A 24,009-nucleotide genomic window follows, 5' to 3' on the forward strand; every position below is an offset into this window, starting at 1 on the left:
GTGTTTTTTTGTCTCCAAAGTAGAAACAAATAAAAAAAATAAATTTCTCTCAGTAGATTCCTAGCAAAATATTTATTCCTTTGATATAATCATTCTTGTATTATAAATATTCTAATCTAGGGGGAAATAGTCAATGACAGAGAATCAAAATAATAACAAATTGACAACTGCAGCTGGAGCACCTGTAGTAGATAATCAAAACTCCATGTCAGCTGGACCAAGAGGACCATTATTACTTCAAGACGTGTGGTTATTAGAAAAATTAGCTCACTTCGATAGAGAAGTTATTCCCGAGCGCCGCATGCATGCGAAAGGTTCTGCTGCTTACGGTAAATTTACTGTAACTAATGATATTACTCAATATACAAAAGCTAGTATTTTCTCCGAAATCGGAAAAGAAACAGAAATGTTCGTTCGTTTCTCTACAGTGGCTGGTGAACGTGGGGCTGCTGATGCAGAACGAGATATTCGTGGTTTTTCAATGCGATTCTACACTGAACAAGGTAACTGGGATTTAGTTGGTAATAATACTCCAGTATTTTTCTTCCGTGACCCACTTAACTTCCCAGATTTAAACCATGCAGTTAAACGTGACCCACGTACGAATATGCGTAGTGCAAATAACAACTGGGATTTCTGGACTTCTTTACCGGAAGCACTTCATCAAGTGACAATTGTCATGAGTGACCGTGGTATTCCTTCAACATACCGTAATATGCATGGATTTGGTAGCCACACTTTCAGCATGATCAATGCAAACAACGAACGTGTTTGGGTTAAGTTCCACATGCGCTCTCAACAACCTATCGAAAACTTAACAGATCAAGAAGCAGAATTGCTAATTGGTAAAGACCGTGAAAGTCATCAACGTGATCTTTTTGATAGTATTGAGCAAGGTAATTTCCCTAAATGGAAAATGTATATCCAAGTAATGACAGAAGAACAAGCAAATAATATGCCTTATAATCCTTTTGATTTAACAAAAGTTTGGTATAAAAAAGATTTCCCACTAATTGAAGTTGGTGAATGGGAATTAAATCGTAACCCAGAAAACTATTTTGCAGAAGTGGAACAAGCTGCTTTCACACCAGCGAATGTAGTACCTGGTATTAGCTTCTCCCCTGATAGAATGTTACAAGGACGCCTTTTCTCATATGGAGATGCTCAACGTTATCGTTTAGGAGTTAACCACCACCAAATTCCGGTTAACCAACCAAAATGTCCTGTTCATTCTTTCCATAGAGATGGTGCTATGCGTGTAGATGGCAATAAAGGCGGAACACTTCACTATGAACCAAACAGCTATGGTCAATGGAAAGCACAACCTGAATTCAAAGAGCCACCGTTAGCAATAAATGGCGAAGCATCAATTTGGGACTTCCGTGAAGACGATGACAATTACTATGAACAACCGGGTAAATTGTTCAATCTTATGAGTCCAGAACAACAACAAGTATTGTTTGAAAACACTGCTCGTAATATGAGTGGCGTAGAGGAACATATTAAAGTTCGCCACATCATTCATTGCTACAAAGCAGACCCAGCTTATGGTAAAGGCCTTGCAGAAGCAATGGATATCCCATGGGGCAATATTGAAGCTGCTATGGCTTAAAAATTACTAGAAAGAGCTGTCTTGTAGAAAGACAGCTCTTTTTATACGAAGAAAGCTACTCCTTATGTCAATAATGACTTAGGTAGTAGCTCTTTTTTTATACTGATAAAAGTGTTCGATCACTCGTTAACTTTTCACCGCGAATCCTTTGGAATTCATCCATAAGCTTTTCAATTGTGAGTGACTTTTTCTCTTCTTCATTTACCTCTAAAATAATTTGGCCTTTATCCATCATAATTAAACGATTTCCTAAATCCAAAGCTTGTTGCATATTGTGCGTAACCATTAGTGTTGTCAGTTTATCTTTCTCCACAAGTTGCTTTGTTAGGTTAGTAATTAGCTCTGCTCTAGATGGGTCAAGCGCAGCAGTGTGCTCATCTAACAATAAAATGGAAGGATTCGTAAATGTCGCCATCAATAAAGAGAGCGCCTGTCTCTCCCCTCCCGATAGTAATCCAACTTTTGCATTCAATCTATTTTCTAAATTTAAATGGAGCATTTCTAACGATTGTACAAAAAACTCTCGTCTTTTTTTATCAACACCAATTTTTAACCCGCGCTTTTTATTTCTTGAGTAAGCAAGAGCTAGATTTTCTTCAATAGTCATCGAAGGAGCAGTCCCAGCCATTGGATCTTGGAATACACGACCAATAAACTGAGATCGTTTATATTCTGCAAGTTTAGATACATCTTTTCCATCTATCAAAATACGTCCAAAATCTGGTGTTAGTGCACCAGAAATCATATTCATCATCGTTGATTTTCCTGCCCCGTTACTTCCGATGACTGTTACAAAATCCCCTGCTTTTAGTTCTAAATTTATTTCATCAAGTGCAATTTTTTCATCTGCAGTCGCTTCATTAAATATTTTATTAATCGATTGTAGTTTAAGCAAGGTCATTCCCCTCCCGTTTTATCACATTTACATTGGAAATGGCACGCTCAGCATGACGCTTAGCTTTTCTACTTTTTTCTCGTCGCTTATCAAAATATTGAGGTAGAATTAATGCACAAATAACGATAACTGCTGTGATTAGTTTCATATCACCGGTATCTAATAATTCCACACGAAGGGCAAGTGCAAGTACAATACGATAAATAATCGCTCCAGCAATTACCGCTAAAGTAGTTCGCACAATTGTTTTTGTACCAAAAATTGCTTCACCTATAATAACGGATGCTAAACCTATTACAATCATTCCGATACCCATTCCTATGTCAGCAAATTTTGCATATTGTGCTATTAGGGCACCAGAGAGAGCAACAAGACCATTTGAAATACCTAGACCTATAATAACGAGAGTATCAGTATTAGCTGAAAAACTTCTGATCATTTTTTTATTGTCTCCTGTTGCACGGATAGCTAGGCCTACCTCTGTCTTCAAGAACCAATCTACTATTAATTTAATAGCAAAAACTAAAATTGCAACAATAACAATCGTTCCCCAAGTAGAAGGAACAAACTCTATTCCTATACTTTTCAAAAAATTATTGATCGCTTCATCAATTCCTAAGCTCCCCCACCAACTATAAAACTGACTAAACAATGTTTCAGAATTTAGAAGAGGAATATTCGGTCTTCCAATCGAGTTCTCAACTGTAAGCCCCATAATCCGTAGATTAATGGAGTAAAGAGCAATCATCATTAGAATACCTGACAGCAAAGGATTAATCTTGCCTTTCGTATGTAATAAACCAGTTATACAGCCAGCAATAAAACCAGCTAGTATTGCTACTAATGTTGCGAGTGCCGGATGATATCCTAAGACGATCATCGTAGCTGCTGTTCCAGCTCCCGTAACGAAACTTCCATCTACCGTTAAATCCGGAAAATCAAGTACTCGGAATGTAAGATACACTCCGAGTGCCATGATTGCATAGATGATTCCTTGCTCAACAGATCCAAAAATAGCTGAAAACATAAAGAATCAATCTCCTATCTATTCTGCGCAAATTCTGCTTTCCACTCGTCTTTAATCTCTAAGCCAAGCAAATCAGCAGTTTCTTTATTCATTACAAATCTTAAGTTTTGAGGGTATTGGACTGGTAAATCAGCCGGTGTGCTTTCTCCATTTAAAATCTTAACAGCCATTTCACCTGCTTCATATCCGATATCAAAATACTCAAAACCATAAGCACCTAATCCACCACGTTTTACCGAGTCGAATTCACCAACCATCATAGGTATCTTATTATCATTTGCGACTGACACAACTGATTCAAGCGCGGATACTACCGTATTATCCGTAATTATATATAGTGAATCTACTTTTCCGATTAAGGATTCCGTAGCTTGTTTAACCTCAGCTGATGTGGAAACTGAAGCTTCCACTACATTTAATCCTACCTTGTTCATCTCTGTTTTTACTGCATCTACTTGTGCACGTGAATTTTGTTCACCTGAATTAAACACCATTCCTACATTTTTAGATCCTAGTTCTTCTTTTAAAAATTTTACTGTACTAGGAATCGCTTCTGGTTGAGTATCTACAGTACCCGTAACATTTCCTCCTGGTTTTTCCATCGATTGAACAAGTTCAGCACTTACTGCATCTGTCACAGATGTAAAAACGATTGGAATGTCTTTCGTTAAACTTGCTACTGCTTGAGCACTTGGTGTAGAGTTCGCAAATATTAAATCAACACCAGAACTTACTAAGTTATTTGCAATCGTCGTGTTGGCACTATTGTCATTTTGAGCATTTTCATTTTGATATTCTGCTTCTATGCCTGCATCTTCCAATGCTTTTTGAAATCCTTCAAAAGCCGCATTTAGAGATGGATGTTCTACAATTTGAGTCACACCTATTTTTACTTTTTTAGCATCCCCATTTGAGCTTGTTCCTTCACTTGAAGTAGCGGTTGAACCTGAATTATCTTTTCCTCCGCATGCCGCTAAAAGAAGAACAACCCCAATAAGAATAAATGCTAATCTCTTTATACTTTTTCTCATCTTTCTAAAACCCCCTAATTAAATCATTCACACTACCGATTCAACTCGCTAAAGTGTCAATTTAAAGATATGTTACACCGCAATTGACTGATAGTCAATAACATTAAAAATATTTTGATAAATATATGAAGATATTAATCCTCAAATGAAATCTTTACATTTTCTTTACATGTTCTTGACATTACTTTTTTATAATATAAATTGACGAGAATTTGCTCATTGTAGGAGGATAAAGTTAGATGGCAATTGAGGAAATAGATTACGGAGATTTACTTTTTTATATAATTGAAGAAAAAGCAATTCAAACTGTTTTCCAACCAATTATCTCGCTTCAAAACGGCCATATTTATGGATATGAAGCATTATCTCGGGGTCCCGAAAATACTCCTTTACAAAACCCAGAAGTACTTTTTGATTATGCTATGAAAAGCGGAAAACTATGGGAGCTCGAAAATTTATGTCGAGGAAACGCATTAAAATATGCACATCACTTAAAGGCAGAAGGAAAATTGTTTATTAATGTGAATCCTAATATTATGAATGACCCAAAGTTCAAACAAGGATTTACGAAAGAATTTCTAAGTAGATTTAATATGGATTCGGATTCAATTGTTTTTGAAATAACGGAAAGAGAAGCGATAAATAATTTAAAGGATTTTATTAGTACTGTTGAACATTATAAAAAGCAGTTTTATCAAATTGCAATTGACGATGTTGGCTCTGGATATTCAGGGTTAAATGTCATAACAGATGTACGTCCACACTTTATTAAACTTGATATGAAGCTCATTCGTGATATAGAAAAAGATCGCACTAAACAACTTCTCGTGAAAAGTTTAAGTGAATTTGCAAATTATTCACAAATACATATTATTGCTGAGGGAATTGAAACACAAGAAGAGCTGCTTACTTTAATTGATATAGGAGTTCATTATGGACAAGGATACTTCATACAAAAACCAAATAAACAACTCTTCCCTGTTAGAAAAGAATTAAAAAAACTTATCGAGTTAGAAAGTGTTCGAAAAAATAGAATAAGCTCCAACCGTTTAACGGACACATCCATTGAACAAATCGCTACTCCTTTACGTACTATCGCAAGTCATACATCTATTTCTAAAGTAAGTAAATTGATGGATTCTAACGATGCCTTACCAGGTTTTTGTATAAAAGATGGAAATAAGTTAATTGGTGTTATTACAAGAAATAAGTTACACCTAAAATTTAGTGGCCCGTACGGATACAGTCTTTATAATGCTAAGCCAGTCACCGCAATCATGAGTAGAAATTATATGAAAGTAGATGCATCAACACCTATTGATGTAGTTGCTAAAATTGCCATGAAACGTGATCCGATTCATTTATACGATTTCATAACGATTACAAAAGAAGACGAATACTTTGGAGTTGTAACGGTAAAAGATTTACTTGAAAAAAGTATGCAGTTAGAAATTGACTATGCCAAGCATTTAAATCCACTTTCTGAGTTGCCTGGCAATATTATGATTGAAAAAGAATTACAAAAATGCATAGATAATTTGGAAGAATTAACTGTACTTTATTTAGATATTGATAATTTTAAGCCCTATAACGATGTATATGGATTTGAAAAGGGCGATAAAGTCATTATTAGATTAGCAGAAATATTAGAAAAAAATGCACCAGAGAATGGCTTTGTAGGACATATAGGTGGTGACGATTTCATCATGATTGTCCATACCCATATCAGTAAGGAATTATGTGAAAAAGTTATTCAGGAATTCAATTCTTCCATTGAACATTTCTATCATTCGCATGATCTTCTTAAAGGGAGTATAATCTCTAAAAACCGCCATGGAATTGAAGAGCATTTTCCACTTTTGACTATTTCCATCGCTGGTGTTACAAACAAAACTGTTTTATCTATTTATGAACTCTCAGAAAAAGCAAGTTATTTAAAAAAACAATGCAAACAACTCGCTGGAAGCAACTCACTCCTAGATATATGAAAATGAAATTTGTATAAGCCTCTAATCCCATGTGCTATGATAATGGTTGAACATGATTTAGGAGGAGAAAAAATGGTTTGGGTTTTGATTTTGACAGTATTTATTTTTATCCTTGTTATGTGCCTTTCTTTTTTCACAATAAATAAGGGATACGCATTTAAACATACAATTGATGAAATACCAAAAGAAAAAAATGAAAAAACGCATCAACCATAAGGTGATGCGTTTTGTGTTATACAGTAGTTTTTTGTTTTTTTATCTGTTTGCTTCGTAGTTGCCCGCAAGCTGCGTCAATATCTGTTCCTTGCTCCATACGAACACCACAGTTAATTCCTTTGTTTTTCAACGTTTGGAAAAACGCACTAATGGATTCCTCCGAGCTACGTTGATATTGGCCATGCTCGTCTACTGGGTTGTACGGAATTAGATTCACATAAGATAAGTGACGTTTGTTTTCCAACAGTTTTGCTAATTGTTGTGCTTCCTCTATATGATCATTTACATCTTTAAGCAGAATATATTCAAAAGTTATTCGGCGATTCGTTTTTTCTAGATAGTAATCAACTGCAGCCATAACCTTCTCAATAGGGAATGCTTTATTGATGACCATAATACGTGAACGAAGCTCATCATTTGGAGCATGTAATGAAACAGCAAGATTCACTTGAATGTTCTCATCAGCATAATCATAGATTTTCTTAGCTAGTCCACTTGTTGAAACAGTAATATGTCTTGCTCCAATCGCAAGTCCTTTTTGATCGTTCACGACGCGTAAGAAGTTCATTAAGTTTGTATAGTTATCGAATGGTTCTCCGATACCCATTACTACGATATGGCTTACTCGCTCACTTTTACCCAAATTATCCAAGTGCTCTTGCACTTTCATAATTTGCCCTACAATCTCACCTGCGTCTAAATCACGACTTTTCTTAAGCAATCCACTAGCACAGAAACTGCAACCTATGTTACACCCTACCTGTGTCGTTACACAAACAGACAGTCCATATTTGAAACGCATTAACACTGTTTCAATAAGATTCCCATCCTGCATTTGAAATAAAAACTTAATGGTTCCATCGGCAGATTCTTGCTTTACAGATTCTTTCAAAGTCTGAATGACAAAGTTGTCTTTCAACAATTGAAGACAATCTTTGTTGACATTATTCATCTCATCAAAGCTTTGCACTCTTTTAATGTATAACCAATCCCAAACCTGTTCTGCTCTAAATTTCTTTTGACCATGTTCTAATAACCACTCTATTAACTGATCTTTTGTTAGACCATAAATTGATTTCTGCATTAATATTCCTCATTTCATTCGTGTACAATTTGCCCATTATACTATAAATGTTTACATACTACAATTAATTATACAAAAAAAAAGAAATAAAAGATATAAATTTAGCTTTTCCCCTATAAATCACTCTTGTCCGGATTTTTTAAAAATTGCTCAGTTAAACTTCTTTGTTGTTTCAGAAAGAAATCTGTTCATCTAGTGTTTCCGACCACTCGGACGTGCGCTTGCCTCACGCTACGCATGATGAGTCATACGTTTCACTCACTCCCACATCCTTACGCGGAGTCTCATTCTTCACGCTCATGCGGCGTATAAGGCGCACATCCTGATGACACCTGCGGATATAGTTTCGTATTCATTTCATCAATGCATGGAGTTTAAAACAACGTTTTTGATAGTTTGTACTTTTTAACTAGTAATTAACAACAGTATTATTTAACAAAGTCTTAGAAAAAAATAAAACGCCTGAACTTCCCCATTTCAAATGGAGGTTTCAGGCGCAATTTCAACTTTTTAATTAGTTCTTTAAAGACTACTTTTTACTTGTTTCTACTTCGTTTTCTCGAATCCAATCACTGTAGCTGCCTACATATAATTGGACATTTTCATACCCGGCTTCCTTCAAACTTGCATAAAGTGGTGCAGCAGTCACCCCACTACCGCAATAAGCAACGACAGGCTTTGATTTATCGGTTAATCCTGTTAGTTTTTCTTGTAAATCCTCTTGTTGCAGAAACTTACCATCACTTTTAAGTTGTTCCCAATCGAAATTTAGAGCAGTCGGAATATGACCAGCAACAGAATCTATTGGTTCCATTTCACCACGATAACGCTTTGCAGATCGTGCATCAATTAACTGTGCATCCATTTCACCACTAACAATTTTTTTAACTTTATTTACATCTACATAAATTTCATCTTTCCAATTTGGCGAAATAGTCGAAGCACTAATTTCAATTTCTTCATTGGAAACAGGCAATTTCTTTTTCGCCTCTTCATATCCTTCACGAAGTACATGAACATTGTTAAAGCCTGCCCATTCCAATAAAAAGTATGCTCTTAAAGCAAATGGGGAACCTCCTTGATCATAAATGACGATATGATCATCTAAAAGCAATCCTGCCTTTTGAATTAGATTTGTCATCTTATCCTTTGAAATCATTGGATGGCGTCCATTTTCACTTCCCATGTCGGACAAATCATTTTCCAAGTCCCAATAGATTGCTCCTTCTAAATGTTCCATCTTAAACATTTCTTTTCCTGCATTCACATTTCCTAAATCAAAACGAGTATCAATAAATCGAACATTTTTTCCAATTATTTTATCCAAATCAATAAAAATATTGCTCATGTTATTCTCTCCCTTCAATTAAATTTTGGCATAAATCTCTTTCCATTTGGCAAGGGTTTCTTCTTGCTCTAAAAGATTTCGTTCGGCATCAATTTGAATAATTGACTCGTTTAACCACTTTAATCGAACTGCCTCTGTCTCGATATCTACATATTGATCTGCCCATTTTGTAAGTCGATCATGCTCCAGCTTTAAGTAGCTTTCCGCTTCGATTTTCGTTTGCTCAGATAAGGAATCACGAAGCTTCTCTTTATCGTTTTTCTCGAAAAAAGATTTATTGTTTTTAAAATAAGATTTTACGTTTTCATATTTTTGAATTTCCTCAAAAGGACCAACAAATTCTAATAAATCGCGGTCTTCACTTTCATGAGGTGTAAAAGTAAAACTTTCATTCCATTCTTTTAGCACACGTATTTCTTCTTTTTCTAACTGTTTAATTTGTTTTTGGATAAACTGCAGTACTCGAAAGTTTGTTACACGCATTTCCTGCTCCAAGTCAAAACGAAGCATACTTAACAATTCTTTCAAAGCAATTCCAAGTGCCGTATTTGCTGATTGATTACTAAACAAAGAAGGATTATATGCCTCTTTAAAGAATTCATTGAAACGATAATATACTCGTTGTAATACATAGTACAACAAAGTTTCTAGTTCTTGCTTAGCTTCCTTAGCTATTACAGAAGACATAGAATTTGAGTAACGTTTGCGAATTTTTTGTTCTTGCTCACGTAATTCTTTTAACCTTTCATCTTTTCTAGCTAAGTTCTTTTCTGTTTGCTCTATTAATGTTAATAATTTATTTTGTTGGCGAGACGCCTCTTCATCTAGTGATGAAACCGCAATTTGCTTTAAATCTTTTTCCAAGAAACGATGGAAGGCTTCTTCAAATTGCACCATTCCTTCGTGTAACGGTAAATGTCCTACTTTTTCTTTAAGTGCTTGTAAGCTTGAAATACCATATACTCTTGGGAAACGAATGCCAAATCGTTGAAGCTCATTTTGCACATATTGTTTTACAAGGTTTGCTTCTTCCTCTGTTTCTGCAAGGTCGATGGCATTAACGATAAAGAACATTTTATCCAATTCAAAGGCATCTTTTACTCGACCTAGTTGTATTAGGAACTCTCTGTCTGCCTTAGCAAATGCATGGTTAAAATAAGTCACAAACAATACTGCATCCGCATTCCGTATATAGTCAAATGCAACCCCTGTATGTCTTGCATTGATAGAATCTGCTCCCGGAGTATCAACTAATGTAACTCCAAGTCTAGTCAATTCACAATCGTAATAAAAATCAATGAAATCTACAAAACAGCTTTTAGCTTCTTCCGCCACATAACTTTCAAATTCTTCGCCATTCACCCGTAACACATTTCCAAGTTGACTTTGAAATGTTGGATACCCTTTATGAAAAGCAGAAATAAAAGATTTATGAACCTCTTCTGAGACTGTTTGATTTATTGCCCCACTTGCTTGATCGAATGCTTCATCTAAAGACATAATAGTTATTCCTAATTGTTTATAAGCAAACGATACATCTTCTAATAATTGCTCTTTTGTTTTAAATGTAACATCAGCAGTATTATGTGGATGTTTTTCTGATATTGGGCGTATTTTATTTATTGCAGCAGTTGTTGGGTTTGGTGAAACTGGCAATACATTTGCACCCATTAACGCATTAGAAAAACTAGATTTCCCTGCACTAAAAGCACCAAATAATGCAATTGTAAATTGTTGATTTTCAACTCTTTTAGCTTTTCGTTTAATAATCTCAGCTTCCACTTTAAAAGCTGGTAACTCTTTTAATACCTCACCAATTCTGTTTGCTCTCTTTAAGACTTGCTCGGGAGATAGTATACTATTTTCTTCTTCTTGTTCTATGGGAGCTATAGTTTCTAGTTCCTGTACCTGTTCTTCCAAGCTTGGATCATATTCGGCAATAGATTTTTGAAAACTATTTCGTTCCTCATCCCATGCTATTAATAATTGATCCCGTTCTTTCCTTATAGCTAGAGCCGGAGTCTTTGTTTCCTGTTCAAAACCATGTATTCTTTCGTCAATTTCTTCCAATGATTGGATAGCTAGTATTTTTTCATTGAGAACTTCTGTTTTTTGATCTGCTTTTTCTGTGTCTTCCACCGGATTTTCATTCATTGCGATGATCATTTTTTCTTTCCAAATATCTGTCTCACGTACAAAAAATCGGCTGACTGTTTCTTGAACCCTGTTTGCATAATGAAGAATAGAATCTCCGGTTATACCAGCACCTTCATGTAAGGAATCTGAAATAAACAATGATGATATCTCGAAATCCAACCCATCAATTTCATTAGCTCTTTCATTGCTTAACAAAGAAACATCCTTTAGCATACTTTTCATAAGCTGTATCAGATGTACGGTAATATTCGTTAGTACAACCTTCTCAAGTAGAATTCTTGCATCCTCAAGGCGATTAGATCGCTCTTCTTCTGTTTTCTTTTTGCTTCCTATAAAACCTACTTTAAATGAACCTTGCATACTCTCAGCATAAGTCTTAAGTGAGTCTCTCACCTCATATGGCATAATTACAGCGTTTTCTAAGATTTCTTTTCGTTGTTCTTCAAACATCTTTTTCCATAGACTTATATCTTGTAATGCAGATTGCTTTTGAGCTATTTCAAGTTGCTCTTTAATATCTTCTTTATTATTCCATTCCTCTTCTGTTAGTTGTCCATCAAAAGTTTCTAGACATGCTGCTTTTTCATTTTCTAAATACTGTTTATGCTCATCCGCTAGTTTCTCTAATGTCGCATGTGCAGATGTAATAAAATATTGTTCTTTGTTATTAATAGAATTTAGAACAATTTCTTGTACCTTCTTAAAATCATTATGTATAAACTGTTTATCTTTTAATGAGGTAAAAAATATATCCTTCGGTTCAACGGACCATGCTTTGAAAGCATTTGCAACGGATTGCTTAAAAGCGTCAAAGGAAAGCTCTTCTTCTCGATGCTTATCCACTTGGTTAACAATTAAATAAACATTTTCGTTATAGTGAAGCAATTGCTTTGTAAATTGAAAATTTAGCTCAGATTGGACATGGTTATAGTCCATTACATAAAAAACGATATCTGCCAGATGAAGAGCTGACTCAGTTGATATCCTATGTGCATCATCTGTTGAATCAACTCCAGGAGTATCCATAACAGTAATACCTTCTGGTAAACTGGAGGTTGAATGACCAATTTCAATTTGAGATACTTTACTTCCGTCTTTTGAGTATTTTTTTACAAGTTGAATATCATATTCACCTGAGAATCTTACAGGTGCTCTATCAACAAAATGAACGAGAGCATAATTATCATTTGTCTTTTTTACAGTAACAATATTTGCCGAAGTAGGTATTGGACTAGTTGGAAGTAACTGCTCATCTACTAGAGCATTAATCATGCTAGATTTTCCAGCAGAAAAATGTCCTGCAAACGCAATAGTGAATGTGCCATTTTCCAGTTTTTCTGCAAACAATTTAGCCTTTGCAAAACGTTCCTCATCTAAATTTCGTTGAAAAAGAGTAGCAAGCAAAGCATTTTTCTCTTTTAATAGTTGTATATTTTCTAAATTCTCCATTTGAAAAAAAAATCTCCTTTATAATTCGACAATTATGTATATCATAGCAAAAAACAAAGGAACGCAAAAGCGTTCCTTTGTTTTTCTGCGACGAGCTTTGCGCAGGAGCAAAAAGATCTTTGTTTTTCTGCGACGAGCTTGCGCAGGAGCAAAATTCTTGAATTTCTCCGACGAGCTCGCGCAGGAGCAAAAAGATCTTCGTTTTTCTGTGACGAGCCCGCGAAGGAGTACGTTTTTTATTTCCACTTCATAAGTAAAAAAACTGGCTTCATCTGTTCCACTTATATTGAACAAATCAAACCAACTTTAGAAAGTAATTTTATTTAACTTGGGGGGAAGTTGCACGTAACACATAAGCTGTGACCCCACTATAAAGTAAAATAGTTGATCCAATTAATAACGCTAACATACATATCGTCCTCTCAAGTGAATTTGAAATTCATTCTCATTTAAATAATAGCACAATGTTTCGACATTTTCTACATATAGTATTCTTTTTGTAATACTTTTATGCTAAAATTAAGCCATCTTTACTATTCGGAGGGATAAAATGAGTGCGTCTAAACACATACAAACTATACTAAATGGCACGATTCAATCGTTAAAGTCTGTTATCCCTCTTCCTATGGATATTAAATCACCATCTTTGATGGTTCAACCATATGATCAAAAAGAGATGGGTGTACTAATTGGGATTATAGGGGATATAAAAGGTCGTATTATTATAGATTCCACATCTAATTGTTTTTCATCGATTGGTGCAACTATGTTTGGTATGGCTTTAGAAGGAGAAATGCTTGAATCATTTACAGGTGAATTAGGAAATATGATAGCAGGTAATTTATGTACTACTGTTGCAGGTAACAACTTAGAAATAGACATCACGCCACCTACTGTCATTGTTGGGACGACTAAATTATTTGGATTTCAGCATGCTTTTAGACTACCAGTCGTAATTAATGACATTGGAAATTTAACGATTATACTCACTATCGATGAATAATGAGACCTAAGAGAACTTTCACTTATGAAAGTTCTTTTTTTATTCCTCCAAATACCCCTATCTCTTTTATTCTTCACATTAATTTCACATAATCCCCTTTCTTGTGTGACTTTTCTCACATCATTGCACTTCAATACTATTTATTATTAAAAATATACAAGAACTACTTTTGTAGGAGGTGTAGACAAATGTCGAAAAAACGTGAAAAAGAACCAGATTTGAAAGGAACATTATATTCGGTTGGATTTGTTGGGGTATTCGTTTTAATTACATGGTTTATGGCATTTTACTTGTTTATTGATAGATTTTAATAATTTGGAGGTTTAAAGCGATGCATATTCATAAGTACGAAAAATGGTGGATAACATTTGGAGTTAGCTCATTGGTCTTATTTTTAGTCATTGTTGGTATAAGTGCATTCCACTTTGGATCACATCCACCAAGCTCAAAAATTTATATTGATCCGGAACGTGTGGACGAAATTGCACCATTTAATAACCCAGGAGTGCATAAAGTGGAAGGAAAAGATTGGGACTACGAAGTTGTATTTGTAGCTTCTGCATTTTTTTATAATCCACCTGAGATTGAAGTTCCCCTTGGGTCTAAAGTGAAATTCATAGCAACAACCAAGGATGTAGTTCATGGATTCCAAGTAGCTGGCACAAACATTAATATGATGCTTGAACCAGGATATGTTTCTGAATATGTAACTACCGTTGATAAAGCTGGAGAGTATCTAATCTTATGTAATGAATATTGTGGTGTTGGACATTCGTCCATGACATCTATGCTAAAGGTGGTTGAGTAATATGACAACTATTACAGAAAAAGCGAAAGACTTAGTAAAAGTAGATAAAAGAGACGGAAAACTAGCACTTGCTCATATATATGTTGCTTTCATCGCATTAGCGATTGGTGGGCTTTGTGGTCTTTTACAAACATTAGTGCGCTCTGGGACCTTTACACTCCCTTGGGGAATCGGCTATTATCAAGTTTTAACGGTTCATGGTGTTTTACTAGGACTAATTTTAACAACCTATTTTATTTTTGGTTTTCAAATTGCTGCCGTTAGCCGTACTTCTGGTACATTAACTAATAAACAAAGATTGTTTGGATGGATCGGTTTCTGGACAATGACAATCGGTACAACTGCTGCTTCAGTTATGGTTTTGTTAAATGAAGCATCTGTACTGTATACTTTCTATGCTCCACTACAAGCTCACTGGATTTTCTACGTAGGAATGGCTTTAGTAGTTGTGGGATCATGGATTGGTGGAGCAGGCCAGATAATGAAATACATCGAATGGAGAAAGGCTAATCCTGGTCAGCCTAGTCCATTATTAACTTTTATGGTTGTAGTGAATTTGGCAATGTGGATTATTTGTTCACTTGGTGTAGCAGTGGAAGTTGTTTTCCAACTGATCCCCTGGTCATTGGGTTGGGTAGATGAAGTGGATGTTCTGCTTTCCCGTACATTATTCTGGTATTTCGGTCACCCATTAGTATATTTCTGGTTATTGCCAGCATATATGGTTTGGTATGTTATTATCCCAAAAATTATTGGAGGAAAAATTTTCTCTGATGCACTCGCTAGATTGTCATTTATGTTATTTTTACTTTTCTCTATTCCAGTAGGATTCCACCATCAGTTAACTGAGCCAGGAATCAGTTCTTTCTGGAAGTTCCTGCAAGTTGTATTAACATTAATGGTTGTTATCCCTTCTCTATTAACTGCATTTTCTATGTTTGCAACGTTTGAGTTACGTGGGCGTGCATTGGGTGGAAAAGGTATATTTGGATGGGTAAAAAAATTACCATGGGGAGATGCTCGTTTCTTAGTTCCTTTTATCGGAATGGCTGCATTTATTCCTGCTGGTGCTGGTGGAATAATTAATGCCTCTCACCAGATGAACCAAGTAGTTCATAATACTATCTGGGTAACAGGCCACTTCCATTTGACTGTAGCGACAACTGTTGTGCTAACTTTCTTTGGGGCAACTTACTGGCTCATCCCACATCTTACCGGTAGAGTATTAACAAAACAAATGAACAAACTCGCTATCATTCAAGGTATTGTTTGGGCATTTGGTATGAGTATCATGTCAGGAGCAATGCATATTGTTGGTTTATTTGGAGCCCCTCGTCGTTCTGACTTCTCTACTTATGGAGGTTCTGAACAAGCAGCAGAATGGATTCCCTATCAGATTGCACAAGCAGTTGGTGGTACCATTCTATTCATAGGGATCATATTAGTCCTTTATATTGTTATAAACTTAATTTGGTTTGCTCCAAAAGGAGAAACTGAATTCCCAATCGGTGAAGTTTCTGAACATGCTGAGAAAACACCTATGGTACTGGAGAATTGGAAAATTTGGTTAACCATTTGTATTGCTTTAATTTTATTTGCTTATACAGTTCCCCTAATCGATATGATTCAAAATGCACCACCTGGATCAAAAGGATATAAATTCTGGTAATCCGTATCGTGAATAAAGTAATTTACAAAATTTACAGAGAATTGAGCGAGGAGGAAGTGAATAACACACTCCCTCCTCGCCTATTTTTGTAAATGGCCCATTCTAGATTTATTAGTGATTGCATAATCTATTTTTCTTTCATAAATTTATTTCTAAGTTCAATTAGGGCATCTTCATGACCCTGATGAAACACACTTATGGCCATCTGGGATGAAACATAATCCAATGATTGCTTCAGAGACATAGTCTGTGATTCTTTCACAATTCGTTTTGTCATTTGGATTACTTCTTGAGGTTTCTTCAGTATCCCTTCACAGTAGTTTTGAATAAATCCATTCAATTCATCATGAGGGACAACGTGACTCAACATTTTTAACTTTAGTCCTTCTTCGGCACTTAACACTTTGCCTGTCCAAAGCATTTCCAATGCCATGTCCATTCCGATAATTCTTGGCAAATAATATCCTCCGCCATCACCAGGGACGATTCCGGCGTTTATATAGGTTTCACCTAATTTTGCCTGGTCAGAGGCGATTCTTATATCGCACATCAAAGCCATGTCAAGCCCAGCCCCCATTGCATGACCATTGATTGCCGCAATCATCGGTTTATCTATCTCTTCCATTAGAAGTGGAATTCGTTGGATGTTCTTCCAAAGGCTATTTTTCACATGCAATGGTGTACTTCTAAAATCAGTCTCATCTAATTCTTTCTTGGCTAAGAATCCTTTCTGATTAATCATTGACTTCACATCACCACCTGCACAGAAGGCACGTCCATTACCAGTAACTACTCCGATATGAATTTCTGGATTATCCCTTATCTCCTCCAACGCCTTAATCCATAAATCAATCATTTCTTTGCTAAAGGCATTCATTTGGAGCGGTCGATTCAATGTAATCGTAGCGATATGATTTTTCACAAGAAATAGTAAATCAGCCATAAATTACTCCCCCATATGTAATAGAGTCGGCACTAATGATGATAGCCGACTCTTCTTATTTATTTCCCGTCTTTATCCCGCAACTGAAGTCCCTTTAATAACTCTTCATTATGCTCTCCCAAGTTCGGTGCATAGCGGCTTAATTCGACAGGAGTTTCCGAGAATGTTACTGGGAACTTCATATCCCTTATTTCTCCTTCCGTCGGATGATGGACAGTTCTAAAAAAATTAATGTCATTCAAATGAGGATCCTTAAATAGGTCATCTGGTGTATTGATATTAGTGCAAGGAATATCAGCATTCACTAATAAGGAGAGCCATGTTTCAGTCGTTTTCTCAGCTATTATTTCCTCAATCATACTGTAAACAAAATCTATATTTTGTGTCCTAACCTCCATATCAACAAATCTTTCGTCTGCCGCCAACTCTTGGTGACCCGACACTTCAAAGAAAGATTTCCATTGTTTATCATTGTAGATCATTACACCTATGTAACCATCCTTCGTCTTATATGGCTTTCGGTAAGGAGAAGTAACACGTGAATAATAGGTTGAGCCTTTTGCTGGAATAAATGTCTCCCCATACATATGCTCAATCATATTGTATGAAACCATCGTCTCAAACATTGGCACTTCAATTTCCTGACCGACCCCTTTTTCCTGGCGATAGAGCAATGCAGCCAAAATCGAACTGAGACCGACAAGCCCGGCAGTCTTGTCAGCCAAAACAGTTGCCAAATATTGGGGAGATCCTGAAACCTTCCCTTGAGCAGACACAATTCCTGATGCAGCCTGAATAATGTCATCGTAAGCAGGCTTGTCACCATACGGCCCTTCTTTACTAAACCCGTACATCCCACAGTAAATTAGTTGACTATTTACTTTCCTGAGATGTTCATAGGAAAGGCCGAGTCTTTCCATCGTTTTAGGTCTCATCGTATGAACGAGAACATCTGCATCTTTTACAAGGGCAATCATCGTTTCCAACCCATCTTTACTCTTTAGATCAAGAGCAACGCTCCGCTTATTGCGGTTTAAATGGAGAAAGAGACTGCCCATTCCACGGTTTTTCGATGGGCCGAGATACCGTGTCGTATCCCCTGATGGGCTTTCAATTTTAATGACATCAGCACCCATATCTGCTAACATGAGTGTGCAATATGGACCCATTACAACTGAAGTCAGATCAAGTACACGAATACCTTCCAACGGTCCACTCATCTGCTCTCCTCCTAAACTTTTAAATAAAATGATTAATTATTTACTCGTACTTGGTTTTTTTAACATAAGACCCGCTCGCTTTGTCTTTACCACCAACTCCCCATGCTGGTTATAGCCTCTTTGTTCAAACCAGACGATTCCAGTGCCAGCACGTGATTTTGACTCACGTTTACCAACAATCTCCGTCTCAGCGCGGAGTGTATCCCCGATTCGAACAGGTGCAGGAAACGTAGTCTCTTCAAAACCTAAATTACCTAGCGTTGTCCCTTCTGTTAATTCTGCAACTCCTACTCCTACGACAAAAGATAAGGTGAAAAGACTATTAACGATTCGTCCTCCATGAATTGTCCCTTTTGAATACTCCTCATCTAAATGCAGTGATTGCGTATTATGGGTCAAAGTTGTAAACAACAAGTTATCCGTTTCTGTAACTGTACGTCCAGGCAGGTGATTATAGACATCACCAATCATTAATTCCTCATAATATTTTCCGCCTGACATGGTTTCTCCCCCTTATTTGATTGTCTGATGTAGTTGTTGATAGATAGCCAATATTTCCCTTGCTGTTTTCACATGGGCATAATCAATATGCTCGCCCTGGTACATGATGGCCGTTTCGCCATTGCTTTCTGCTAACTCAAATGCATCCACCAAACCACGATAGTAGATGATTTCATCCTCTGAAGGAGAGTAAATTTCATTTACAATCGAGACATTAGAAGGATGTAGAATCAGCTCGCCAGCAAACCCCAACTGTCGATTGAACGCTGCACTTCTCTTTAACCCATCTAGATTATGAACATCTTGCCAAAGACCACCAATTGGTAGGATTCCTGCAGCACGTGCAGCCATCACAACTTTAGAACGCATATACAAAGTCTCCAAGCCTTCATTCGTCCATTTATATCCGAGTGCACGAGCTACATCCCCATTTTTGGCACTTAAACCCGCTATTCCTATAACGCGTTCGCAAATGGCAATTTCATATGCCATCTGCATCGATTTTGCTGTTTCAAGGATAGGTAGGAGTTTCACCGTCCCTAAAGGGATTCCTTGATCGTGCTCCAAATTTTCCAGAACTTTCGAAATCGATTCAATGTCATCAGGACCATACAATTTTGGCAAAACAAGACCTTTAATACCCTTCACTACGACAGCCCTTAAATCCTCCAAATCGAATTCTTCCTCTTTATTGATTCGGACAAATACATTAATACCTTTAGAGCATAGATGAGGAATCGCTTCAGCTACATAGCCCCGTGCCTCACCTTTCAAATGCAATGGAACACTATCTTCCAAATCGAGAATGACACCATCCGCCCCAAAGGTAGGAATTTTATCAAACCACTTTTGCTTGATCCCTGGTACAAAAAGAAACGTTCGATAGTTATTCAATGGAATCCTCCTTTACACTTTCGGATAACCTAATTTATAGGAAATATTAAGAGCAGCCTCTTTTATTTTTTCTATATACGAACCTTCAAGCTCTTTTTGATAATCACCTATAGGAATTACACAGATTATGCTGCCTATTACCTTACTACGAGCATCAAATATTGGCGCTCCAATACTGAGAGCTCCTTCTTTCCGCTCATTAGCTGTAATTGCATACCCTTGGCTTTTAATTTTTTTTAGTTCCTCTTTAATTTCATTTCTTTTATCTTGTGATTCTCCTTCTTTATCAAATACATCTTCAATTTCAGAATCTGAAAGATATGCAAGTATCGTTTTACCACTGGCTGCAACGTGGATTGGCTGCAAAACACCGATTTCTAAGACATACTGGAGTGCAAATGAACTTTTAACACTATCAACAAACGAAAGCTTCGTATGTTGCGGATAATAAAGTCCAAAATATACAGAGTGCCGTAATTCTGATGCCAAACTTTCCAGTTGTGGACGAGCTACTCGTTTCACATCTACATTAGTAGAAACGATTGATGCCATTCTGATGAAGTCAGATCCGACTCTATATTTATTAGTTAACTCCGAATACTCCAAAATATGCTCGTCCTTTAACATGGAAATCATTCGATGAGTACTACTTACAGGCATATTAAGATATCTGGAGAGTTCATTCACTCCCCACTCGTTTTGGATATCAGTAAATGCTCTAAGTATGGAAAAAGTTTTAGAGATTACATTTGAATTCATATTAATTTCCTTCCTAATTTTGCTTTATTTAATCATTAATTCAGGAAGCCATAATGTAATGAATGGCATTAAAATTAACAATACTAGTATAAACAGATCCATGATGACAAACCAAGTTACCCCTTTAAATCCTTCCGCAGTCTTAACTCCTGCAGCTCCTGTAGCGACAAAGACATTCATACCGACTGGAGGTGTTACCAATCCAATTTCTACTGTTTTCGTCACAATAATTCCAAACCATACCGGATCGAAACCAAGCGATGTGATGATTGGGAATGTTAATGGAAGTGTCAAAATAAGAATTGCTATTTGGTCCATAAAGAATCCTAAAATTAGATAGATGATGATAATGATAGCCAATATCCAATATTTAGATGTATCCAACCCTTCAACTATTCCAACAATTCGCTGGGTGGACTGTGTCAATGTTAAGAAGTAACTGAAAATATGTGCTCCGATGATAATCGTCATTATCATTGTAGTAGATTTGATGGTATCAGTAAGTGCTTCTCCAAATTTGTTAAGATTCATTCTTCCCATGATAAATACAACGACTAATGTAATAAAAGCACCCATCGCTCCTGCTTCCGTAGCTGTTACTAGTCCGCTATAGATTCCTCCAATAACAGCAAGGATAATGATAAGCATCGGCCATATATTCTTTAGAGCAACGAACTTCTCTTTCATGGTGGGGTTGATTTCAATTTTTGGTGCAATTTCGGGCTTAAATTTTACCCAAACGAAAATGACAATAATATAACCGATCGCTGTAAGAATCCCAGGTATAATTCCAGCAATGAGTAGGGACCCAACACCTGTTTCAGTTAAAATTCCATAAAGGATTAAGATAATGCTTGGTGGAATCATGACTGCCAAGGTTCCGGCCATACTAACAACGCCCATAGTAAAAGCTGTGTCGTATTTGTATTTTTTCATTTCTGGTGCAGCTGCTTTCGACATGGCTGCGGCAGAAGCCTGGCTCGAACCCGAGACTGATGCCATCATCGCCCCTGCAAATACAGTAGCAATTCCAAGTCCTCCTGGCAATTTTCCAAGCCATTTGTATGCAGCCTGAAAGAGATCCTTCATAATTCCACTAACTGTCATTAATGAAGCCATGAGAATGAACATTGGAATTGAGGTCATTATGAAACTTTTAACACTGTCATAAGGTGCTGTCTGCATAATTCCTAAAAATGAATCCCATCCGCTGTTTATAAGCAGTCCAATAGATCCTGCAATTCCTAAAGCAAAAGCAATAGGCATTCCAAAGGCTAAAAATAATAAAAGTAAAATAAGCGGTATTGCAACACTCATTGCATTTCACTCCCATCAGAAGGATCTGTTTCACTGTATTTACCTTTTCCTATAACGAGAAGTAAAGCCAGTAATAGCAACCTAATTACAAATAAGAATGAACCGATAGGAATCCATATATAAGATAGCCATAAAGGTAGATTGATAAGACCAGCCGCTACATAATTAAATTGCAATGCTTCTAGTGTCATATTGAACCCTTTCAAACCGATGAAAAAAAACATCACTGCCGCGAACACGTAATAGATGATATTCAGAACATCCTGCACTCGTTTCGGAAATCGATCGAACAGAATGTCAAGGCGGATATGTCCGTCTATTTTCTGTACAAAGCTCATGCTTAAAAACACAAGTGCCACCATCAAATACAATTCTATCGTTTCATAAGCTCCTATAATAGATTGCTTAAAAAAATATCGGCTTATTGCATCTGCGGTCGTTAATAACATCATGATCACAACAGCTACTTGTGAAAGCCTCAATGAAAGAAATTCTAACTTGTCAAACCATTTTTCAATGAAGTCCATACTTCCACCTCCATAGGGACAGCGCTCTCGTTACAAGAACGCCTTTTATTTATTTAAACTAGCTTGTATTTCACGATACTTTTTGATTGTTTCTTTAGCATTGAAACCACGGCCTTCCAAATCTTGTGCCCAACGGTCCCATGAAGGTTCAAGAGCCTTATCCCACTGGGCGGATTCTGCTTCACTTAACTCGTATACTTCCATTTCTTCGGCATATTGTTCTGCCAATTCCTCGTTTTTCTGATCCAGGAATTTCGATAAGTGTGCGACAGTTTCGTCCCCCGCTTGGGATATCGCTTCCTTCACTCCTTGAGGTAAAGATTGGTAGACTTCATCATTAATGGAATAAACTACAGCAAAACTACCTAGATTGGCACCTTTTGTTGTGTACTTGGCAATTGCCTCAATTTGATAGGCGGCAAAACTTGTGAATGGAAATGTGACCCCATCGACCGTGCCTCGCTCCATTGCTGTATATGCTTCCGTAGCTGGCATGAAAATCGGGGAAGCGCCAAGTTCGTCAAAACCGAACTCCATTGTCCCTGTTACACGTGCCTTTGTACCTTTGATATCTTCAATACTTTTAATCGGTTTTTCTGCTGTCACGTACTGATATTGAGGTAAAGCAACCGCAAAGATTGGACGTACATCATGTTTCAAATACTCTTCTTCCGTTAAATAGTCTTTCATAAGCTTCCAAAAGATTTCGGAACCCTCTTGGGACGAACTATAAGCACCTGGCAGAGTTGCAACTTCTGTCAAGGGTAGACGTTCAGTAGAATAGGATGTATATCCGATGTCCACTGTTTTAGACAACGTCAAATCAAGATAACTGCTCGCTTTTCCAATCTGTTCGGCTGGATAATGTTCGAATTCTACTTTACCGTTTGTTAATTCCTCTACACGATTCATGAAGTACAAAGTACCTTCTGACGAAAGATAATTTGTAGTAGGAAGTGAATCCGCAATCTTCAGCTTAATAACCCCGTCTCTTTCATTGCCTTGAACTGTATTTCCACATCCTGAGACGAGTATTAGAATAGAAAGACTTAGCAAAGCTACTACTTTTTTCATTTCTTTCATTGCACCCATTCCCTTCAGTTAATATTTCATCCCCTCACTTTTTGAGGGGAATACATGAGGACAAAACGCAAAAGACTTTCTCCTATATTTTTCACTTCATGCATCGCCATTTTAGGAATCCAAATTACATCTCCTTTAGACAGGACTGCCTCCTTTTCATTGATGACAATATGCATCTTACCTTCCAATATGTACATGATTTGCTCCATATCCTCATGGAAATGTGGATCTGCTAACCCACCTGGTTCCATCTCTCCAATAATGACCTCCAAATTCTCAATACCCTCTGCCGGTCCCACAAGACGACGGTTGAATGTTCCTTCATGTCCAGGTGGTGAATAAATCTCAACATCCCTCTCGTTCTTCCAATAAACCATTACCATTACCCCTTTCAAACTTTCTTTTGAATACGCTTACATTTAATTCAAAAAATAAACACCATTCCATTATTCGGAATAATGTTCCATTTACAAAATTA

22 protein-coding genes are annotated in these 24,009 nt (G+C 36.6%); 7 read left to right on the plus strand and 15 right to left on the minus strand.

Annotated elements, in window-relative coordinates:
• Positions 1–133: 133 nt before the first annotated feature.
• Complete coding sequence (locus AM499_RS08165; protein ID WP_053589736.1) at positions 134–1,612, plus strand: catalase; 1,479 nt, start codon at positions 134–136, stop codon at positions 1,610–1,612.
• Between the two features lie 97 nt (positions 1,613–1,709).
• On the opposite strand, the gene AM499_RS08170 is transcribed toward AM499_RS08165, so the two are convergent.
• The 3 genes from AM499_RS08170 to AM499_RS08180 are packed head-to-tail and all read right to left on the minus strand — an operon-like array spanning position 1,710 to position 4,565.
• Positions 1,710–2,507, minus strand: a complete 798-nt coding sequence (locus tag AM499_RS08170) for an ABC transporter ATP-binding protein (RefSeq protein ID WP_053589737.1) — start codon at positions 2,505–2,507, stop codon at positions 1,710–1,712.
• Complete coding sequence (locus AM499_RS08175) at positions 2,500–3,534, minus strand: ABC transporter permease (RefSeq protein WP_053589738.1); 1,035 nt, start codon at positions 3,532–3,534, stop codon at positions 2,500–2,502. The genes AM499_RS08170 and AM499_RS08175 overlap by 8 nt, the downstream gene beginning before the upstream one ends.
• Positions 3,535–3,548: 14 nt before the next feature.
• The gene (locus AM499_RS08180) at positions 3,549–4,565 is read right to left on the minus strand and encodes an ABC transporter substrate-binding protein (protein ID WP_053589739.1); all 1,017 of its coding nucleotides are present in this window, start codon (positions 4,563–4,565) and stop codon (positions 3,549–3,551) included.
• 239 nt (positions 4,566–4,804) lie between these two features.
• On the opposite strand from AM499_RS08180, the gene AM499_RS08185 reads away from it, so the two are divergent.
• On the plus strand, positions 4,805–6,553 hold the full coding sequence (locus tag AM499_RS08185; RefSeq protein WP_053589740.1) for a GGDEF domain-containing protein: 1,749 nt from the start codon (positions 4,805–4,807) through the stop codon (positions 6,551–6,553).
• 72 nt (positions 6,554–6,625) lie between these two features.
• Positions 6,626–6,769: a YtzI protein gene (gene ytzI, locus AM499_RS21320; protein ID WP_156316774.1), complete on the plus strand. Its 144-nt coding sequence runs from the start codon at positions 6,626–6,628 to the stop codon at positions 6,767–6,769.
• 16 nt (positions 6,770–6,785) lie between these two features.
• Here ytzI and rlmN read toward each other — a convergent pair whose 3' ends face one another.
• The 3 genes from rlmN to AM499_RS08200 all read right to left on the minus strand — a co-directional run bounded on the left by rlmN (position 6,786) and on the right by AM499_RS08200 (position 12,807).
• Complete coding sequence (gene rlmN, locus AM499_RS08190; RefSeq protein WP_053589741.1) at positions 6,786–7,853, minus strand: dual-specificity RNA methyltransferase RlmN; 1,068 nt, start codon at positions 7,851–7,853, stop codon at positions 6,786–6,788.
• Positions 7,854–8,382: 529 nt separating this feature from the next.
• Complete coding sequence (locus AM499_RS08195; protein WP_053589742.1) at positions 8,383–9,201, minus strand: sulfurtransferase; 819 nt, start codon at positions 9,199–9,201, stop codon at positions 8,383–8,385.
• A gap of 18 nt (positions 9,202–9,219) precedes the next feature.
• Positions 9,220–12,807, minus strand: a complete 3,588-nt coding sequence (locus AM499_RS08200; RefSeq protein ID WP_053589743.1) for a dynamin family protein — start codon at positions 12,805–12,807, stop codon at positions 9,220–9,222.
• A 550-nt stretch (positions 12,808–13,357) separates the two neighbouring features.
• Between AM499_RS08200 and AM499_RS08205 the strand changes: the two genes are divergently transcribed.
• The 4 genes from AM499_RS08205 (at position 13,358) to AM499_RS08215 (ending at position 16,287) form a co-directional block, all read left to right on the plus strand.
• The gene (locus AM499_RS08205; protein ID WP_053589744.1) at positions 13,358–13,810 is read left to right on the plus strand and encodes a chemotaxis protein CheX; all 453 of its coding nucleotides are present in this window, start codon (positions 13,358–13,360) and stop codon (positions 13,808–13,810) included.
• 188 nt (positions 13,811–13,998) lie between these two features.
• Positions 13,999–14,121 carry a cytochrome c oxidase subunit 2A gene (locus tag AM499_RS21325; protein WP_082355206.1) on the plus strand — a complete coding sequence of 41 codons (123 nt, stop codon included), beginning with the start codon at positions 13,999–14,001 and terminating at the stop codon, positions 14,119–14,121.
• A 20-nt stretch (positions 14,122–14,141) separates the two neighbouring features.
• A complete protein-coding gene (locus tag AM499_RS08210; RefSeq protein ID WP_053589745.1) occupies positions 14,142–14,618 on the plus strand; it encodes a cupredoxin domain-containing protein in 477 nt (158 codons plus the stop codon).
• A 1-nt stretch (position 14,619) separates the two neighbouring features.
• Positions 14,620–16,287, plus strand: coding sequence for a b(o/a)3-type cytochrome-c oxidase subunit 1 (locus tag AM499_RS08215; RefSeq protein WP_053589746.1), 1,668 nt, complete (start codon positions 14,620–14,622; stop codon positions 16,285–16,287).
• 127 nt (positions 16,288–16,414) lie between these two features.
• On the opposite strand, the gene AM499_RS08220 is transcribed toward AM499_RS08215, so the two are convergent.
• From AM499_RS08220 to AM499_RS08260, 9 genes are read right to left on the minus strand one after another with little or no spacing between them, the layout of a single operon-like run.
• Positions 16,415–17,230, minus strand: coding sequence for an enoyl-CoA hydratase/isomerase family protein (locus AM499_RS08220; RefSeq protein ID WP_053589747.1), 816 nt, complete (start codon positions 17,228–17,230; stop codon positions 16,415–16,417).
• 59 nt (positions 17,231–17,289) lie between these two features.
• Positions 17,290–18,450, minus strand: a complete 1,161-nt coding sequence (locus AM499_RS08225; RefSeq protein WP_053589748.1) for a CaiB/BaiF CoA transferase family protein — start codon at positions 18,448–18,450, stop codon at positions 17,290–17,292.
• A gap of 36 nt (positions 18,451–18,486) precedes the next feature.
• Positions 18,487–18,951, minus strand: coding sequence for a MaoC family dehydratase (locus AM499_RS08230; RefSeq protein ID WP_053589749.1), 465 nt, complete (start codon positions 18,949–18,951; stop codon positions 18,487–18,489).
• A gap of 12 nt (positions 18,952–18,963) precedes the next feature.
• Positions 18,964–19,845, minus strand: a complete 882-nt coding sequence (locus AM499_RS08235) for an HpcH/HpaI aldolase/citrate lyase family protein (protein WP_197275618.1) — start codon at positions 19,843–19,845, stop codon at positions 18,964–18,966.
• A 12-nt stretch (positions 19,846–19,857) separates the two neighbouring features.
• Complete coding sequence (locus AM499_RS08240; protein WP_053589751.1) at positions 19,858–20,604, minus strand: IclR family transcriptional regulator; 747 nt, start codon at positions 20,602–20,604, stop codon at positions 19,858–19,860.
• A 24-nt stretch (positions 20,605–20,628) separates the two neighbouring features.
• Positions 20,629–21,921, minus strand: coding sequence for a TRAP transporter large permease (locus AM499_RS08245; RefSeq protein ID WP_053589752.1), 1,293 nt, complete (start codon positions 21,919–21,921; stop codon positions 20,629–20,631).
• Positions 21,918–22,448, minus strand: a complete 531-nt coding sequence (locus AM499_RS08250; protein WP_053589753.1) for a TRAP transporter small permease — start codon at positions 22,446–22,448, stop codon at positions 21,918–21,920. The genes AM499_RS08245 and AM499_RS08250 overlap by 4 nt, the downstream gene beginning before the upstream one ends.
• 45 nt (positions 22,449–22,493) lie before the next feature.
• The gene (locus tag AM499_RS08255) at positions 22,494–23,531 is read right to left on the minus strand and encodes a TRAP transporter substrate-binding protein (protein WP_197275624.1); all 1,038 of its coding nucleotides are present in this window, start codon (positions 23,529–23,531) and stop codon (positions 22,494–22,496) included.
• 26 nt (positions 23,532–23,557) lie between these two features.
• A complete protein-coding gene (locus tag AM499_RS08260; protein ID WP_053589755.1) occupies positions 23,558–23,908 on the minus strand; it encodes a cupin domain-containing protein in 351 nt (116 codons plus the stop codon).
• Positions 23,909–24,009: the final 101 nt, after the last annotated feature.

The sequence above is a fragment of the Bacillus sp. FJAT-22090 genome, assembly GCF_001278755.1.
Taxonomy (GTDB): Bacteria; Bacillota; Bacilli; order Bacillales_A; family Planococcaceae; genus Psychrobacillus.